The sequence below is a fragment of the Saccharopolyspora griseoalba genome, assembly GCF_042665275.1.
Lineage (GTDB): Bacteria > Actinomycetota > Actinomycetes > Mycobacteriales > Pseudonocardiaceae > Saccharopolyspora > Saccharopolyspora griseoalba.
Map to the genome: position 1 here is coordinate 436,925 of NZ_JBHTCJ010000003.1, position 15,542 is coordinate 452,466.

General features: G+C 73.4%; 16 protein-coding genes. 10 read left to right on the forward strand and 6 right to left on the reverse strand.

Annotated features, from left to right (window positions below; translation table 11 throughout):
• Positions 1-34: 34 nt before the first annotated feature.
• Positions 35-895, forward strand: a complete 861-nt coding sequence (locus ACFQRI_RS08595) for a glycosyltransferase family 2 protein (protein WP_380666343.1) — start codon at positions 35-37, stop codon at positions 893-895.
• A gap of 119 nt (positions 896-1,014) precedes the next feature.
• Here the strand turns inward: ACFQRI_RS08595 and ACFQRI_RS08600 are convergent, their stop codons facing one another.
• The gene (locus ACFQRI_RS08600) at positions 1,015-1,350 is read right to left on the reverse strand and encodes a hypothetical protein (RefSeq protein ID WP_380666345.1); all 336 of its coding nucleotides are present in this window, start codon (positions 1,348-1,350) and stop codon (positions 1,015-1,017) included.
• A gap of 188 nt (positions 1,351-1,538) precedes the next feature.
• Between ACFQRI_RS08600 and manB the strand changes: the two genes are divergently transcribed.
• Together manB and ACFQRI_RS08610 are read left to right on the forward strand one after the other, a co-directional pair.
• A complete protein-coding gene (gene manB, locus ACFQRI_RS08605; RefSeq protein ID WP_380666347.1) occupies positions 1,539-2,636 on the forward strand; it encodes a mannose-1-phosphate guanylyltransferase in 1,098 nt (365 codons plus the stop codon).
• 5 nt (positions 2,637-2,641) lie between these two features.
• Complete coding sequence (locus ACFQRI_RS08610) at positions 2,642-3,547, forward strand: DNA-3-methyladenine glycosylase family protein (protein ID WP_380666350.1); 906 nt, start codon at positions 2,642-2,644, stop codon at positions 3,545-3,547.
• Positions 3,548-3,560: 13 nt separating this feature from the next.
• On the opposite strand, the gene ACFQRI_RS08615 is transcribed toward ACFQRI_RS08610, so the two are convergent.
• The 4 genes from ACFQRI_RS08615 to ACFQRI_RS08630 all read right to left on the reverse strand — a co-directional run bounded on the left by ACFQRI_RS08615 (position 3,561) and on the right by ACFQRI_RS08630 (position 7,205).
• The gene (locus ACFQRI_RS08615; RefSeq protein ID WP_380666352.1) at positions 3,561-4,094 is read right to left on the reverse strand and encodes an NUDIX hydrolase; all 534 of its coding nucleotides are present in this window, start codon (positions 4,092-4,094) and stop codon (positions 3,561-3,563) included.
• Positions 4,091-5,434 (reverse strand): coenzyme F420-0:L-glutamate ligase, encoded by a 1,344-nt coding sequence (locus tag ACFQRI_RS08620; RefSeq protein ID WP_380666354.1) that lies wholly within the window; start codon positions 5,432-5,434, stop codon positions 4,091-4,093. The genes ACFQRI_RS08615 and ACFQRI_RS08620 overlap by 4 nt, the downstream gene beginning before the upstream one ends.
• Positions 5,431-6,420, reverse strand: a complete 990-nt coding sequence (gene cofD / locus ACFQRI_RS08625) for a 2-phospho-L-lactate transferase (protein WP_380666356.1) — start codon at positions 6,418-6,420, stop codon at positions 5,431-5,433. Before cofD ends, ACFQRI_RS08620 begins: the two co-directional genes overlap by 4 nt.
• 68 nt (positions 6,421-6,488) lie before the next feature.
• Complete coding sequence (locus tag ACFQRI_RS08630) at positions 6,489-7,205, reverse strand: site-2 protease family protein (protein ID WP_380666445.1); 717 nt, start codon at positions 7,203-7,205, stop codon at positions 6,489-6,491.
• Positions 7,206-7,813: 608 nt separating this feature from the next.
• Between ACFQRI_RS08630 and ACFQRI_RS08635 the strand changes: the two genes are divergently transcribed.
• Entirely contained in the window at positions 7,814-8,044 is a 231-nt protein-coding gene (locus ACFQRI_RS08635; protein ID WP_344128105.1) for a WhiB family transcriptional regulator, read from the forward strand.
• A 233-nt stretch (positions 8,045-8,277) separates the two neighbouring features.
• Positions 8,278-10,245 carry a DUF2339 domain-containing protein gene (locus tag ACFQRI_RS08640; protein WP_380666358.1) on the forward strand — a complete coding sequence of 656 codons (1,968 nt, stop codon included), beginning with the start codon at positions 8,278-8,280 and terminating at the stop codon, positions 10,243-10,245.
• On the opposite strand, the gene ACFQRI_RS08645 is transcribed toward ACFQRI_RS08640, so the two are convergent.
• A complete protein-coding gene (locus ACFQRI_RS08645; protein WP_380666360.1) occupies positions 10,246-10,758 on the reverse strand; it encodes a metallopeptidase family protein in 513 nt (170 codons plus the stop codon).
• Positions 10,759-10,924: 166 nt separating this feature from the next.
• Between ACFQRI_RS08645 and ACFQRI_RS08650 the strand changes: the two genes are divergently transcribed.
• The 5 genes from ACFQRI_RS08650 to manA all read left to right on the forward strand — a co-directional run bounded on the left by ACFQRI_RS08650 (position 10,925) and on the right by manA (position 15,432).
• Positions 10,925-11,284, forward strand: a complete 360-nt coding sequence (locus ACFQRI_RS08650; protein ID WP_380666362.1) for a DUF3499 domain-containing protein — start codon at positions 10,925-10,927, stop codon at positions 11,282-11,284.
• 100 nt (positions 11,285-11,384) lie between these two features.
• Positions 11,385-12,734: a phosphomannomutase/phosphoglucomutase gene (locus ACFQRI_RS08655; protein WP_380666363.1), complete on the forward strand. Its 1,350-nt coding sequence runs from the start codon at positions 11,385-11,387 to the stop codon at positions 12,732-12,734.
• A 45-nt stretch (positions 12,735-12,779) separates the two neighbouring features.
• Positions 12,780-12,995 carry a Trm112 family protein gene (locus ACFQRI_RS08660; RefSeq protein ID WP_380666365.1) on the forward strand — a complete coding sequence of 72 codons (216 nt, stop codon included), beginning with the start codon at positions 12,780-12,782 and terminating at the stop codon, positions 12,993-12,995.
• 6 nt (positions 12,996-13,001) lie between these two features.
• Positions 13,002-14,081, forward strand: coding sequence for a hypothetical protein (locus ACFQRI_RS08665; RefSeq protein WP_380666367.1), 1,080 nt, complete (start codon positions 13,002-13,004; stop codon positions 14,079-14,081).
• A gap of 100 nt (positions 14,082-14,181) precedes the next feature.
• Positions 14,182-15,432 (forward strand): mannose-6-phosphate isomerase, class I, encoded by a 1,251-nt coding sequence (gene manA / locus ACFQRI_RS08670; protein ID WP_380666368.1) that lies wholly within the window; start codon positions 14,182-14,184, stop codon positions 15,430-15,432.
• Positions 15,433-15,542 lie beyond the last annotated feature (110 nt).

Here is a 15,542-nt window from a genome sequence, read left to right on the forward strand (position 1 = left end):
GTGCGTGCCGCGGTCTTCGGCAGAATGTGACGGCGTGACCGACACGCGCTCCTACGGCGACGGGCTCGCCGTCGTCACCGTGACGTACTCGCCCGGTTCGACCCTGCAGCGGTTCATCGACACCCTGGGCGAGGCCTCGCAGCGCCCGGTGCGGGTGATCCTCGCCGACAACGGCTCGACGGACGGCGCTCCCGAGCGGGCGGCCGAGGAGCACGCGCACGTCGAGCTGGTGCCCACCGGCGGCAACCTCGGCTACGGCGGCGGCGCGAACCGCGGTGTCGCCGAGCTCGGCGAGGAGTGCGGCTGGGTGGTGATCGCCAATCCCGACCTGGAGTGGGACGCCGGTTCGCTGGACGTGCTGCTCGACGCCGCCAAGCGCTGGCCGCGCGGCGGGTCCTTCGGCCCGCTGATCACCGAGCCGAACGGGGAGGTCTACCCCTCGGCGCGACTGCTGCCCTCGATCGGGCGCGGGATCGGGCACGCGCTGTTCGGCAAGGTCTGGCCGGGCAACCCGTGGTCGCGCGCGTACCGGCAGTCCGAGGCCACCGTCACCGAGCGCACCGCGGGCTGGTTGTCGGGCTCCTGCCTGCTGCTGCGTCGCGAGGCCTGGGACTCGATCAACGGCTTCGACCCGCGCTACTTCATGTACTTCGAGGACGTCGACCTCGGCGACCGGCTGGGCCGGGCGGGCTGGCTCAACGTCTACGTCCCCGACGCCAAGGTGATGCACATCGGCGGGCACTCCACCGCGCAGGCCTCCGAGCGGATGCTCGTCGAGCACCACCGCAGCGCCTACCGCTACCTCGCCGACCGGTACCGGGGCCCGAAGTGGGCTCCGCTGCGCCTCGCCCTGCGGCTCGGCCTCGACGCCCGGGCCCGCCTCCAGACCCGCTGAACCTCCCCGGCCGGGACCTGAGCGCCTCGGGCACGTCGAGGCGCCGCGAACCGGCTCGGGATCCGCGGCGGTGCCGGGCGCGGAGGTGGTGAGGTCCGGCGCGATCCCTCGAAGGGGTTCTAGTAGCGGGGGTGCTGCTGCGAGCCCAGCGGGCCGAACTCGTTCGTCGCCCGCTGGCCCTGGTAGGGGTTGGGCGGGAGGTGCTGCTCGAAGTCCTCGGTGGGCCAGGCCTGCGCGTCCTGCTGAGTGGGCCACTGGGGCTGCTGGGGCAGCTGCCCGCCGGGAGCCGGCAGCGTCTGCGTGCTCTCGTCGTCGACCTGCTGAACGACTTCGCGGGGAATGCGGACCGTGCTGTCCGCGTCCATCGGCGAGGTGGCGTTGTCCGGCGTGACGACGAACGCCCCACGCGCCCGCGCGTGAGCAAGTGCTTCGTCGGCTCGGAGGCGCGGGTCCATGTGGATGCCCTCTCAGTCGTTCGCGGTCGGCGGCTCGCGGGCCCCGGGCAGAATTCGGGTGTGGCGTCGAACCGGGCACGGCAATTCATGACGGTTCCGATGTCATTATGCCGTTGCCGATATCAGAGTATTCCCCCCAATGGGGTCACGTCACCGAGATGCACCGGGTTAGAGGAGGACCACGTCGCATGACCGCGGACACGCAGGAATCGGCCTCGCCGCCGGAGGCGGAAGCCGTCGTGCTGGTGGGCGGTCAGGGCGTCCGGCTCCGGCCGCTGACCCTGTCGGCCCCGAAACCGATGCTGCCCACCGCCGGGGTCCCGTTCCTGAGCCACCTGCTGTCCCGGATCCGGGCCGCGGGGATCGAGCACGTGGTGCTCGGCACCTCCTACAAGGCCGAGGTCTTCGAGGAGCACTTCGGCGACGGTTCCGACCTGGGGCTGCACATCGAGTACGTGGTGGAGGACGAGCCGCTGGACACCGCGGGCGCGATCCGCAACGTCGCCGACCGGCTCAGCGCCGAGGACGTCGTGGTGTTCAACGGCGACATCCTCTCCGGGGTGGACCTCGGGGGCCTGCTGCGCACCCACCGCAGCAACCGCGCGGACGTGACCCTGCACCTGGTCGAGGTCGCCGACCCGCACCGCTTCGGCTGCGTGCCCACCGACGCCGACGGCCGGGTCACCGCTTTCCTGGAGAAGACCGACGACCCGCCGGTCGATCAGATCAACGCGGGCTGCTACGTCTTCCGCCGCGAGGTCGTCGAGTCCATCCCGGCCGGACGGCCGGTGTCGGTGGAGCGGGAGACCTTCCCCGGGCTGCTCGCCGCGGGCGCGCGCGTGCAGGGGCACGTGGACAGCTCGTACTGGTTGGACATGGGCACTCCGGCGGCGTTCGTGCGGGGCAGCGCCGACCTGGTGCTGGGCAACGCGCCGTCCGAAGCCCTGCCCGGTCCGACCGGGCAGGCGCTGGTGCTCGGCGATGCCGAGATCGCCCCGGACGCCCACGTCACCGGAGGCAGCACCGTCGGGGCGGGCAGCGTCGTGGAATCCGGTGCGCGCGTGACGGGCTCGGTGCTGTTCGACGGGGTCCGGATCGGATCGGGCGCGGTGGTGGAGCGCTCCGTGGTCGGTGCGGGCGCGGTGGTCGGGCCGGGCGCGGAGCTGGTCGACGCGGTGGTCGGCGACGGAGCCCGCGTCGGCGAGGGGTGCGAGCTGCGCGACGGGCTGCGGGTCTGGCCCGAAGTCGATCTCCCGCCGAACGGAGTACGGTTCTCGGCGAGTTGAGAACCATGGACGAACCCCTCACCCGCGACTGGCGACCGCCGCACCCGCTGGACCTGGTGCGGGTGCTCTCGCCGTTGCGGCGCGGCACCGGTGATCCGGCCAGCCGCGTCTCCGATGGCCAGGTGTGGTGGGCCAGCACCACCGCCGCGGGCCCCGGAACGCTGCGGCTGACCTCCGACGGCGCCGCGGTGCGCGCCGCGGCCTGGGGCCCGGGTGCCGAGGTGCTGCTCGAAGGCGTGCCGGACCTGCTGGGCGCGTCCGACGACGACAGCGGGTTCGTCCCCGCGCACGAGGTCGTCGACCGCGGTCGCCGCGCCTCGCGCGGGGTGCGGCTGTGCTCGACGGGCCGGGTCTGGGACGTGCTGGTCGCCGCGGTCCTGGAGCAGAAGGTCACCAACCGCGAGGCCTGGCGCTCCTGGCGCGAGCTCTGCCACCGCTTCGGAACGCCCGCCCCGGGCCCGGTCGAGGGCCTCCGGGTGGTGCCCGATCCGGGGCAGGTCCGGGCGATCCGGGATTGGGAGTGGCACCGGGCGGGCATCGACGGAGCCCGGCGCAAGACCCTGCTCGCCGCCGCCTCGCGCGCGACGAGCCTCGAACGCGCCGTCCGGCTCGGCGGCGCCGACGGGCGCGATCTGCTGCGCAAGATCCCCGGCATCGGGCCGTGGACGGCGGCGGAGGTCGCGCAGCGGGCGTGGGGCGATCCGGACGCGGTCAGCGTCGGGGACTACCACCTGCCGACGATCGTGGGCACCGCGCTGCTGGGGCGACCGGTCGACGACGAGGGAATGCTGCAGGCCCTGGCGCCCTACGAGGGCCATCGCCACCGGGCGGTGCGCTACCTGGCGGCCGCCGGCGCGCGGCGGCCCCGGTTCGGGCCGCGACTGCCGGTGCGCGACTACCGCGAGATGTAGTCCGCGGCGGGTCTCACGCCGCGGCCGCCGCTTCCAGCAGCGGGTGCAGGTCGGTGTTCTCCGGCAGCGCGCCCAGCGACCACCAGCGCAGGTCGAGGGATTCGTCGCTGCGGACCGGTTGCGCGCCGCTCGGCGCGCGGACCACGAACCGCACGTCGAAGTGCCGCGTCGGCTTGCCCAGCGAGCAGGTGATCGGGTGCACGTCCAGGTGCACCGGCTCCGGGTCGACCACCAGCCCGGTCATGCCGGACTCCTCGGTGGCCTCGCGCAGCGCCGCACCGGCCAGCGAGTCGTCCTCCGGCTCGCAGTGCCCGCCCAGCTGCAGCCACCTGCCGACCCGCGGGTGCAGGGTCAGCAGCACGTTGTCGCCCGCGGCGTCCAGCAGCACCGCCGAGGAGGTCACGTGCCCGGGCTCGCACGCGCGCAGGCAGGCGTCCTCCCGCGCGTCCAGCAGCGTCAGGAACGACTGCCGCAGCGCTTCCTGCTGGGGATCGACCGGGCGCCAACCGCCCAGCACCCGCGCGGCGTCGGCGTGCGGTCCGCTCACAGCTCCACCCATCCCTGGTCGAGGCCGCGAGGCGGGCGCGGTCCGCCCGCGGGTTCGGCCGGGTGGCCGACGGCCACCGCGCCCAGCGGTTCCCAGTCGGCCGGCAGGTCCAGCGCCGAGCGCACCACGTCCGGGCAGAACATCGTCGAGGACACCCAGCAGGAGCCGAGCTCCTCCGCGGCCAGCGCCACCAGCAGGCCCTGCACCGCAGCGCCACCGGCGACGGTGAACATCCGCTCCTCGGCCGCGCCGCGCGTCTCGTCCGGGTAGTCGTGCGCCCCCTCGCGCACCAGGAACGGCAGCACGACCTCCGGCGCGTTGTAGAGCAGGTTGCCGCGGGCCACCCGCCGCTGCGCGGCTTCCGCGGACAACCCGTCGCCCTTGAGGTCCTCCAGCCACGCCGTGCGCATGGCGTCGAGCAGCTTCGTCCGCAGTGGACGGTCGCGCAGCCACGCGAAGCGAACCGGCCTCGTGTGGTGCGGCGCGGGGGCGGTCAGCGCGGCCCCGACCGCGCGCCGCAGCGCCTCGGCGTCCACCGGGTCCTCGCCGAACTCCCGGACCGACCGGCGCATCAGCACCGCCTCCCGGCGGCCCTGCGCCAGCGCCTCCCGGGTGCCCAGGTAGAAGAGGTCGTCGTCGACGGTGCGCACCAGCTCCCGCGCGGTCGAGCCGTCGTCGGCGATGCCGAGGCCGCGCACCACCGCCACCGGGACCCCGCCGAGCTTGCCCTTGACCAGGTCCGCCGCGGCGGCGATCTCGTCGGCCACGGCCACCTCGGTCACCGCGAGCTCGTTGCCCTGCGAGTCGGTGCTGCCCGCGTAGCGGTGCAGCACGCCGAGCCCGGCGGAGCCGATGGCCACGTCGGTCTGCCCGATGCGCCAGGTGCGGCCCATCGTGTCGGTGACCACGACGCCCACCCGCACCCCGAGCTGCTCGGCGAGGGCTTCGCGCAGCCGGTCCGCGGAGGCGTCGGGATCCTCGGGCAGCAGCGCGATCTGGTCGGCGGCGACGTTGGAGGCGTCCACGCCGGACGCCGCCTGCACGATGCCCAGCTTGTTCTGCGTGATCAGCGTGCGCCCGCGGCGAGCCAGCACGTGGTCGGACTCCTGCAGCACCAGCTGCCTGCGCAGCGCGTCGCGCTCCTCGGGGTCGGCGGGCGCGGTCACCATCCGGCCCTCGACCTTGGAGAAGACCTTGCTGGTGACCACCACGACGTCGCCGTCGGCGAGCCAGGGCGCGCCGGCCGCGATCGAGGCCGCCAGGTCGTCGCCCTCGGCGAACTCGGGCAACCCGGTGACCGGGAACAGCTGCAGGCCGCCGCTCGCGGCGTGATCCCTCATCGCTGCTTCACCGCCGAAGCCAGGTCGAAGGCCTCCAGCGCCATCGTCGCGGTGGCGTCCACATCGGACATCAGCAGCGGCACCGCGCGCGTCTCGACGCCCGGCACCTCGGCCTCGTCCCCGGTGTGCACCAGCCAGCCGTCGAGGACGCCCTCGGAGCCGCGCGCCCCGTAGTGCCTGCCGACGGCCTCGGCGGTGCTGTCCTCGCCGATCGCGGTCAGGCAGGCGTCCGCCATGCCGCGCAGCGGCTTGCCGCCCACGATCGGCGACAGGCCCACCACCGGCGCGGAGGTCTTGCGCAGCGCGTCCCGGAAGCCGGGCACCGCCAGCAGCGTGCCGATGCTGACCACCGGGTTCGACGGCGCCAGCAGCACCACGTCGGCGTGCTCGATCGCGTCGAGGGCGTCCTGGCTCGGCTTGGCGTCGTCGGCGCCCACCGGCACGATCGCGTGCGCCTTCGGCTCGGCGCGGTGGCGCACCCACCACTCCTGGAAGTGCACCGCGCGGCCCTCGCCGCTGTCCGGGTCGTCGATGGCGACGTGGGTCTCCACCCGGTCGTCGGTGACCGGCAGCAGCCGCACGCCCGGCCTCCACCGGTCGCACAGCGCCTCGGTCACCGCGGTCAGCGAGTAGCCGGCGCGCAGCATCCGGGAGCGCACCAGGTGCGTGGCGATGTCGCGGTCGCCCAGGCCGAACCAGGACGGCTCGGCTCCGTAGGCGGCCAGCTCCTCCTTGACCGACCAGGTCTCGGCGACCCGGCCCCAGCCCTTCTGGGCGTCGATGGCGTCGGCGAGGGTGTACATGCAGGTGTCCAGGTCGGGGCAGACCCGCAGACCGTGCATCCACACGTCGTCGCCCACGTTGACCACCGCGGTGACCTCGTGCTCGGACTCCGCTTCACCGATCGCGGGCAGCCCCAGCGCCGCCTTGACCCCCAGCAGGAACCTCGCGCCGCCGACTCCGCCGACCAGAACTACGACCTTCACGGCTCCGATCCTCGCACGTCCCGCGCGCCGCGAGGATGTGAACCCGGACGCCCCCGTCCGCGGGCGGCTCAGAGCCCGCCGAGGATGCTGCGGAAGATGCTGTTGCCGAAGGAGGTCAGCGCCGCGTCGCCGCCGACGACGTCGAAGACGAAGTAGGCCAGCTCGAAGAACATCCGGCCGACCAGCGGGACGCCGATGAGCACGACGAACAGCGCCAGCGGTGCCCACGGCCGGGCCTTCTCCCCGAACCTGCGGGCCGCCGGGGACAGCCAGGGCTCGATCACGCCGTAGCCGTCCAGGCCGGGGATCGGCAGGATGTTCAGCACGAACGCGATGACCTGCAGGAACGCCAAGTAGGACAGCCCGGCGGCCAGGCCCAGCGGCATCTGGATCAGCGAGATCGCCCCGGCCAGCAGCATGCCGACGACCAGGTTCGCCGACGGGCCCGCCAGCGAGACCATCGACTCGGTGCGGCGCGAGCGCAGCGCCGCGTGGTTGATCCACACCGCGCCGCCGGGCAGCGGGATGCCGCCGATGGCCACGAAGATCAGCGGCAGCACGATGCTGAGCACCGGGTCGGTGTAGCGCCGCGGGTCCAGGGTCAGGTAGCCCTTCGCGCGCACCGACCAGTCGCCGCCGCGGTAGGCGGTGATGGCGTGGCCGAACTCGTGCAGGCACAGCGATACGGCCCAGCCGCCGAGCACCAGCAGCACCACGCCCGCGGTCAGCGCGGTCTGGTCGGTCATCGTGGTCAGGAAGCCGCCGAGAACGGTCACCGCGATCATGCCGAGGAACAGCGGGCTGACTCGAAGTGCGGAAGTCACGCCCACAGTCTCCACGACGGAGCGGCGTCCGGGTGATCGCCTTCGCGGTGCGGGGCCGACCTCGTGGTGGTAAGCATGATCACGGCCCAGTACGCTGCTCCGGACGGAGCATGATCGTTGTGCCGAACGCCGACGGGAAAGGGCTCCGGTGGAACGGGGACCCGCTGATCCGGATGTCCCCCTACGGAAGGTCTCCGCTTGACCGCGGGGAGTTGCACGGGTGTAATCACAGTTGTGTTATTCGCTGCTGAAAAGATCGTTCCGCTCAGTGGACGATCGGCGGCGACCGGCCGGGAGCGGGAGACCTCGGTCGGGCACGGTCGATCGGGTTGGCGTCGGGAGAGCGAGGGCGCGACCGATCGGCGACGGCTTCGCCGTCGAAATCGCGGAATTCCGGCGGGAAGTCCGCGACCTGCGAGCAGGAGTGCTTCCCGCTCCGGCCCTGGGGAGGGCCGGCGGGAATACGGGGAGAAATCGGGGGAGACATGTGGGAGACAGCAGATAGCCGGGTCGCCGAGAGCGGCAACACCGCTCTGGCCGAGATCGACGTCCTGGCCGAACTGTTCGAAATGCCCGAAGAAGAACAGGAATGGCAGGAGCGCGCGCTGTGCGCGCAAACCGATCCCGAAGCGTTCTTTCCGGAAAAGGGCGGATCCACCCGGGAGGCCAAGCGCATCTGCGCCGGGTGCGAAGTTCGCTCCGAATGCCTGGAATACGCGCTGCAGCACGACGAGCGCTTCGGAATCTGGGGCGGTCTGTCCGAAAGGGAGCGCCGCAAGCTCAAGCGCCGCGCGGTGTGAGAGGCCGCTCCGAGCCGGTCCCGCAGCGCCGACGGGGAGCTCGATCCCGGTCGGGCCCTCGCGCCGCGGGTGAGGTGAGCGCCGGCTCCGTCCTCCTCGGACCGCGCCGAGCGGTGCGGATCGGGTTCGGGCGCCCAGGTGGCGAACCCGTTGAGCGGGCGCGTCGTTGGTCCTGGCCAGTGCACTACCGTTTTCCGCGGTAGCGATCTGGGCTAGCGGGAGGGCCAGCGGCGGTGAACGAGCGCTCGTCGAAATCGTGGTTGCGGCCGGTGTGGCGGCGCGCGGAGCGGTCCGGCAACGACCGGCCGAAACCGGCCCCGCGCGAGCCGGACCCGGCCGGACGCCCCGAGCACGACCTGCGCGGCCGGTTGCTGCCCCCGGCGCTGCTGGTGCTGGTCCTGACCCTGTTCGCCGTCGGCAACGCCTGGCTCGCAGGGCGGTTCGGCACCAACCTGGTCGGCGGCCGCCTCTTCCCGGTCGCGGATCTGGGCACCACCTGGTCGGACTACCTGAGCTCCTGGCACGCGGTCAGCGGCGGAACCGGGGCCATGGCCCCGCCCTCGCTCGCGGTGCTGGCGCTGCTGGGCACCGTTCTCGGCGGGCCTCCCGTCGTGGTCGCCGCGCTGCTGCTGTTCGGCGTACCGCTGGCCGGGCTGAGCGCTTACCTCGCCAGTCGCGCCGTCACCGATCGACCGGTGCGGCGGGTGCTGGTCTCCGCGGCCTACGCGCTGGTCCCGGTCGCCTCGCTGGCGGCCGGGGAGGGCCGCCTCGACGTCGTCGTCGCGCACGTGCTGGTCCCGCCGCTGCTGGGCGGGATCGCCGCGGTGATCCGGCGCTCCGACGGGCAGTGGCTGGGAACGGCCTGCCTGACCGCGCTCGGACTGGCCGCGCTGGGAGCCTTCGCTCCGCTGGTGCACCTGGCGCTGCTGCTCCTCGCGCTGCTCGGCTACGTGCTGGTGCCCGGCGACCAGGAGCTGCTCGGCCGCCGCCGCGCCGCCGGGCTCGTCGCGATCGTGCTGCTGTCGGTGGCCTGCCTGCTGCCCTGGCCGGTGACCTGGTCGCGCCATCCCGAACTGCTGCTGCACGGCCTCGGCGCGCGCACCGTCGAGGTCCACGCCACCGCGCTGCTGTCGGCGCTGAGCCCGGACGGCTCGCCCGCCACGCTCCCCGGCGCGCTGCTGGTGCTGGCCGCGATCGTGGCGCTGGTGGTCTGCTGGCGCCGCCGCATGCTGCTCGGCGCGGGCGTGGCCGCGTTCGGCTTCGCGCTGGCGGCGGTCGTCGGCACGGTCGAGGCGCAGCCGCTCATCGGCGGCCAGCCCAGCCCCGGCTGGACCGGCGGGCCGCTGGTCCTGGTGGCGGCCGGGTGCGCCTGGATCCTGCTGTCGGCCCGGTTGCCCGAGGTCCCGACGGCCATCGCCGCCCCGGTGGTCGCCGCCGGGCTGGTCGCGCTGGCCGCGGGCTCGGCCTTCGCCGCGGTCACCGGGCCGCTGCAGCTGCGCTCGACCACCGGCCAGCCGGACACCCGGCTGGTGCTCACCGCAGGCCCGCAGCCCGCCCGGCTGGTCACCGGCAGCGGGCCCCGCTTCGGCGACGACGCGCTCGCCCCGGCAGGCGGCGCCGCCGATTGGCTGCGCCAGATCGACCAGGACCTGCAGCTCGACGACCCCGAGCGGGTGCGCGGCGCGCTGGCCTCGGTCGCCGCGCGCGGCACCGGGTCCATCATCGCCCCGCCGGACTCCCGGATCGCCGAGCTCGGCGGTGACCTGGTCGACGCCAGCGGCAGGCTGCCCGACGGCCGGCGCGTGCTGCGGCTGCAGCTGCCGGACACGCCCGTCAAGCTGGTCGGCCCGGACCTCGCTCGGCGCGCGCAGACCGAAGCGGGTCCCTCCCCGGAGGCGCGCCCGCTGCCGGTGAGCGCGGAGCTGCCCGACTTCACCGTCCGCGTCTCCGAGGGAGGCGCGGGCCGCGCCCTGGTCCTGGGCGCGGAGAACGAGCCGGGCTGGTACGCCCGGGTCGACGGTCGCGAGGTGCCGCTGGCCACGGCCTGGAACCACCAGGTGGCCATCCCGCTGCCGGACCACCCGGCCGAGGTGCAGGTCGGCTACACCGAGTTGCCGCGCACGACGATGTTGGTCGTGCAGGCCGCCGTGGCGTTGTTCACGCTGGTGGCGTCCATCCCGGGACGGCGCCGCCAGCGGTGACTACTGGCCCTCGATGACGTCGGGGTCCAGGCCGAGGTAGGTGGCCACCTGCTCGACGAGCACGTCGTGCAGCAGGTCGGCCATGTCCGTGCCGTCGCGGGCGCGGGCCTCCAGCGGCCTGCGGTAGAGCACGATGCGTGCCTGGGTCGGCAGCCCCCGGCGGTCCACGCCGGCGGGCACCAGCCTGGCCAGCGGGACGTTGGCGTCGACGACCACGTCGTCGTCCCAGACCACCTTGTCCGGCCTGGTGGTGCCGACCTCGGGAACCTCGTCGACGGCGACGTCGAGCTGGGTCAGCTCGGTGTGCCAGCGCTGCTCGATGGGTTCGAGCGCCTCCAGCACCAGCTGGTCGAACCGCTGCGAGCGGCTGCGCGAGATCGGGACCGTCGACGGGTACAGCGGTCCGCGCAGGCCACGGCCGCGCCGGTCCCGCCTGATGCGGGAGCGACTCCGAGATCCACGTGCGGTAACCACGGGGTGAGGGTACGCCTCCGCGCCCCCGGTTCGGGACATCCGCCACCCGGATTTCCGGTGGTGATCGCCCGGACGCGTTCGCCGGAAGCGGACAGGGTGTGACGGCGCTCGGTGGGAGGGTGGGAAACTGGTGTTCGGCGCGGTTCGCGAAACGATTCCGCGTGCCTGCGCCGCGAGGTGGACAGGGGGCGCTATCGTGCTTGCCGTGCGGAGCGTGAGGCGGTGCTCGCGGACCGGGTGTGCCAACCCGGCCGTTGCGACGCTCACTTATGCCTATTCGGACTCGACCGCGGTGGTCGGGCCGTTGGCGACCTATTCCGAGCCCCACAGCTACGACCTGTGCGAGGCGCACGCGTTGCGGTTGACCGTGCCCAAGGGCTGGGAGGTCGTCCGGCACGAAGGCGAGTTCGCCCCGCCGACCCCCTCGGACGACGACCTGACCGCGCTGGCCGAGGCCGTGCGCGAGGCCGGTCGCCCGGATCGCCCCGTCGAGCCGCCGACCGGCGGTACCGGTTCCGGCCGCCGGGCGCACCTGCGGGCGCTGCCCGACCCGGTCGACGAGTAGTGGATCGTGACGAACGGCTCGGTCGATGCCGTTGCGGCCACGCTCCGGCCGATCGCCGGTAGGCTGCCAACCAGTTCAGTTGCGAACGGGAGGGTGCAGCGTGCGGGACCTGTCGGGGATCGTCAAGGCGTACGACATCCGCGGGGTGGTCGGGGAAGGTCTGGACGCCGACGTGGTGCGGGAGATCGGGGCCGCCTTCACCCGGCTGGTCGGGGGACCGGCCGTGGTGATCGGACATGACATGCGGGACTCCTCGCCGGGGCTGGCCGAGGCCTTCGCCGAGGGCGTGACCGGTCAGGGCGTCGACGTCATCAACATCGGTCTGGCCAGCACCGACATGCTCTACTTCGCCTCCGGCAAGCTGGAGCTGCCGGGCGCGATGTTCACCGCCAGCCACAACCCGGCCCAGTACAACGGCATCAAGCTCTGCCGCGCCGGTGCCGCCCCGGTGGGCCAGGACAGCGGCCTGTCGGAGATCCAGGAGCTGGTCGCCCACGGCGTGCCGGAGTTCCTCGGCGCCAAGGGCGCGGTCTCCGAGCGTGACATGGTCGCCGACTACTCGGCCTACCTGCTCGACCTGGTCGAGCTGCGCGACATCCGGCCGCTCAAGATCGTCGTGGACGCGGGCAACGGCATGGGTGGGCACACCGTGCCCACCGTGTTCGCCGACCTGCCCATCGAGCTGGTGCCGATGTACTTCGAGCTCGACGGCAGCTTCCCGAACCACGAGGCCAACCCGCTGGACCCGGCCAACATCGTCGACCTGCAGGCCAAGGTGCGCGAGGTCGGCGCCGACGCGGGCCTGGCCTTCGACGGCGACGCCGACCGCTGCTTCGTGGTCGACGAGAACGCCGACCCGGTCTCGCCGAGCGCGATCACCGCGCTGGTGGCCACCCGCGAGCTGGCCAAGGAACCCGGTTCCTCGATCATCCACAACCTGATCACCTCCAAGGCGGTCCCGGAGATCGTCGGCGAGCACGGCGGCAAGCCGGTGCGCACGCGGGTCGGCCACTCGTTCATCAAGCAGACGATGGCCGAGACCGGCGCGATCTTCGGCGGCGAGCACTCGGCGCACTACTACTTCCGGGACTTCTGGCGCGCCGACTCCGGGATGCTGGCCGCGCTGCACGTGCTGGCCGCGCTCGGCGGGCAGGACCGGCCGCTGTCGCAGCTGATGGCCGAGTTCGACCGCTACGCGGCCAGCGGCGAGATCAACTCCACCGTCGACGACCAGCAGGGCAGGATGCGCGCGGTCGCCGAGGCCTTCGGTGACCGGAATGGCGCTCGTGTCGACGAGCTCGACGGGCTTACCGTGGAGCTGGCGGACGGGTCGTGGTTCAACCTGCGCCCGTCCAACACCGAACCGCTGCTCCGGCTCAACGTGGAGGCCAGGGACACTGAAGCCGTGGCCGCGTTGCGCGACGAGGTGCTCGCGGTCGTCCGAGGATGACCTCGCGGCAGGTGATCCGCGGGCATGGCGAGCTTGGGAGGAATCGTGGCCGTTGACCTGGAAGCGCAGTTGCTGGAAATCCTGGCCTGCCCGTGCGAGCAGCACGGCGCGCTGAAGCCCGGCCGCGGCGACGATCCGCGGGCCGACTACCTGACCTGCACTTCCTGCGGCCGCGCCTTCCCCGTGCGAGACGGCATTCCGGTGCTGCTGCTGGAGGAGGCCGTCGGGGGACCCGCCCCCGACGCCGCCGGTGAGGGGTGAGCTCGGATGTTGGACGACAGCCTCTTCGACGACCCGGCCAGGCTGGCCGACACCGACTCGGCCGGCCTGCTGCGGCTGGCCGCGCTCGCGGGCGCCCAGGTGCGCTCCTGCGCCGAGACGGCGAGCGAGATCGGCCTCGACCAGCTCGCCGACGAGCGCCCGCGCGCCGTGGTGCTGCTCACCAGGCCCGGTGTCGGGCCGGGCGTGGCCGGTCTGCTGGCCGCGCTGACCGGCCCGCGCTGCCCGGTGCCGCTGGTGGTCTCCGAGGAGCTGCCGTCCTGGGTCGGTGCGCTGGACGCGGTGTTCGCGCACACCGACGACGTCGGTGACGTGACGCTGGCCGAATCCGTGGCCACCGCCTGCCGCCGGGGCGCCAGCGTGGTGCTGGCGGTGCCCGACGAAGGTCCGGTGGCCGCGGCGGGCGCCGGACGCGCCAAGCTGCTGCCGCCGCGCGTGCCGGTTCCGCCGGCGCTGTCGTTCGGCTACGTCTTCGCCGCGGGCATCTGCACGCTGCGCGCGCTGCGGTTGCTGGAGTTCGACACCGACGAGCTCGCCGAGGAGCTCGACAAGGAGGCCGAGCGCGACCACCCCGGCCACGAGTCGCTGAGCAACCCGGCCAAGTCGCTGGCTCTGCGGCTGGCCGACCGCGCGCCGCTGCTGTGGGGCCTGGAACCGGTGTCGACGGCCGTGGCCGCGCACGGCGCCTACGCGCTCGGCGCGCACGCGGGCGTGCCCTGCCACGTCGCCGGCTACCCGCAGGCCGCCGCGCAGCGCGGACTGCACCGGGCCGCGGCCTCGGTCGGCTCGGAGGCCGACATCTTCGCCGACCCCGAGGATGCGCCCGCCTCCTCGCTGCGGGCGTTCCTGATCAACGCGCGCTTGGACAACCAGGGCGAGGTCTACGAGCGCGCGGCCGCGCGCGACCTCCCGGGCGCCGACGTGGTCGCCCCGGGCGACTCGGTGCGCGCCGACCCGGTGCTGCGCGCCGGGGTGCTGGCCGTCCGATTCGACCTGGCAGCCGTCTACCTCGGACTGGCCGCGGGCATGCTCAACGGCCCCGGTTGGCCTGCTCTGGCGATGCACTGAGGGAAATCTTCCGGGAAACCCCCGATGGCGCCGCTCGTGGTGTGCGGTGTGCTGGGGCGACGCGGACGAGCAAGCGAGATCGAGGAAGCGAGATTCGACTGTGGAGCTACTGCGCAACGCGGTGCGCCCCTACGCCTGGGGCTCGCGCACCGCTATTGCGGATCTGCTCGGTCGGCCCGTACCCACACCGCATCCGGAAGCCGAGCTGTGGATGGGCGCCCACCCGGGTGATCCCTCCCGGGTGCTCCGCTCGGGCGGCGACGAGGTGTCGCTGCTGTCGCTGCTCGACGACCACCCCTCGCACCACCTCGGAGCGGAGTGCGTGCGCCGCTGGGGCGGCAGGTTGCCGTTCCTGCTCAAGGTGCTCGCCGCCGACGAACCGCTGAGCCTGCAGGCGCACCCGTCGGCCGAGCAGGCCGCCGAGGGCTTCGCCCGGGAGGAGCGCGCGGGCATCGCGCGCAACGCGCCGAACCGCAACTACCCCGATCCCACCGCCAAGCCCGAGCTGGTCTGCGCGCTCACCGAGTTCCACGCGCTGGCCGGTTTTCGCGACGCGCAGCGCACCGTGCGGTTGCTGGACGCCCTGCAGGTGCCGAGCCTGCGCGCGCACCGCGAGCTGCTGGCGGGCCAGCCCGACGCCGACGGGCTGCGCGCGCTGTTCACCACCTGGATCACGCTGCCAGAGCACTACCTGCGCGAGGTGCTGCCGGAGCTGCTGGAGGCCTGCGTGGCCCACGTGCGCGAGCGCGGCGAGTTCGCCCTGGAGTGCCGGACCGTGCTGGAGCTCGGCGAGGCGTACCCGAACGACGCGGGCGTGCTGGCCAGCCTGCTGCTCAACCGACTGGTGCTGCAGCCCGGCGAGGCGATCTTCCTGCCCGCCGGCAACCTGCACGCCTACCTGCACGGCACCGGCATCGAGATCCTGGCCAACTCGGACAACATCCTGCGCTGCGGGTTGACCCCGAAGCACGTGGACGTGCCGGAACTGCTCAAGGTGCTGGACTTCTCCTGCGGCGACATGCGGGTGCTCAAGGGCGAGTCGCTGGACGCCAACCGCACCGCCTACCGGGTGCCCGCCGACGAGTTCGAGCTGTCCAGGTTGGACTGGACGCCCGCCGAGTCGGGCACCGTGCACGTGGATTCGCCGGGCCCGCAGATACTCCTGTGCACCAAGGGCTCGGTCCGGCTGGACTGCTCCAGCGGCGACCCGCAGCGGGCGGTGGAGCTCTCCCGCGGCGGTTCGGTGTGGCTGGCGGCCTCCGACCCCGCGGTGCGGGTGCGGCCCACCGAGCTGGACGCGGAGGGGCAGGCCCAGGTCTTCCGGGCGGCCGCCGGCGCGTTCGGCGAATGACCGCCCCGATTGGCATACGTCAGGAGTGGCGCGCGGAGCCCGGGAGGCGTCTCGCAACCCGCTACTCGCACCGCCACGCACTTCCCAAACAGCCCTAGCTCACACGACCA

Bases quoted from the DNA above. Each gene is read 5' to 3' on its own strand.
- ACFQRI_RS08610 (WP_380666350.1), top strand. From the start codon at position 2,642: ATGGACGAACCCCTCACCCGCGACTGGCGACCGCCGCACCCGCTGGAC.
- ACFQRI_RS08665 (WP_380666367.1), top strand. From the start codon at position 13,002: ATGTTGGACGACAGCCTCTTCGACGACCCGGCCAGGCTGGCCGACACC.
- ACFQRI_RS08635 (WP_344128105.1), top strand. From the start codon at position 7,814: ATGCCCGAAGAAGAACAGGAATGGCAGGAGCGCGCGCTGTGCGCGCAA.
- ACFQRI_RS08600 (WP_380666345.1), bottom strand. From the start codon at position 1,350: ATGGACCCGCGCCTCCGAGCCGACGAAGCACTTGCTCACGCGCGGGCG.
- ACFQRI_RS08630 (WP_380666445.1), bottom strand. From the start codon at position 7,205: ATGATCGCGGTGACCGTTCTCGGCGGCTTCCTGACCACGATGACCGAC.
- ACFQRI_RS08645 (WP_380666360.1), bottom strand. From the start codon at position 10,758: ATGTCCCGAACCGGGGGCGCGGAGGCGTACCCTCACCCCGTGGTTACC.
- manB (WP_380666347.1), top strand. From the start codon at position 1,539: ATGACCGCGGACACGCAGGAATCGGCCTCGCCGCCGGAGGCGGAAGCC.
- ACFQRI_RS08620 (WP_380666354.1), bottom strand. From the start codon at position 5,434: ATGAGGGATCACGCCGCGAGCGGCGGCCTGCAGCTGTTCCCGGTCACC.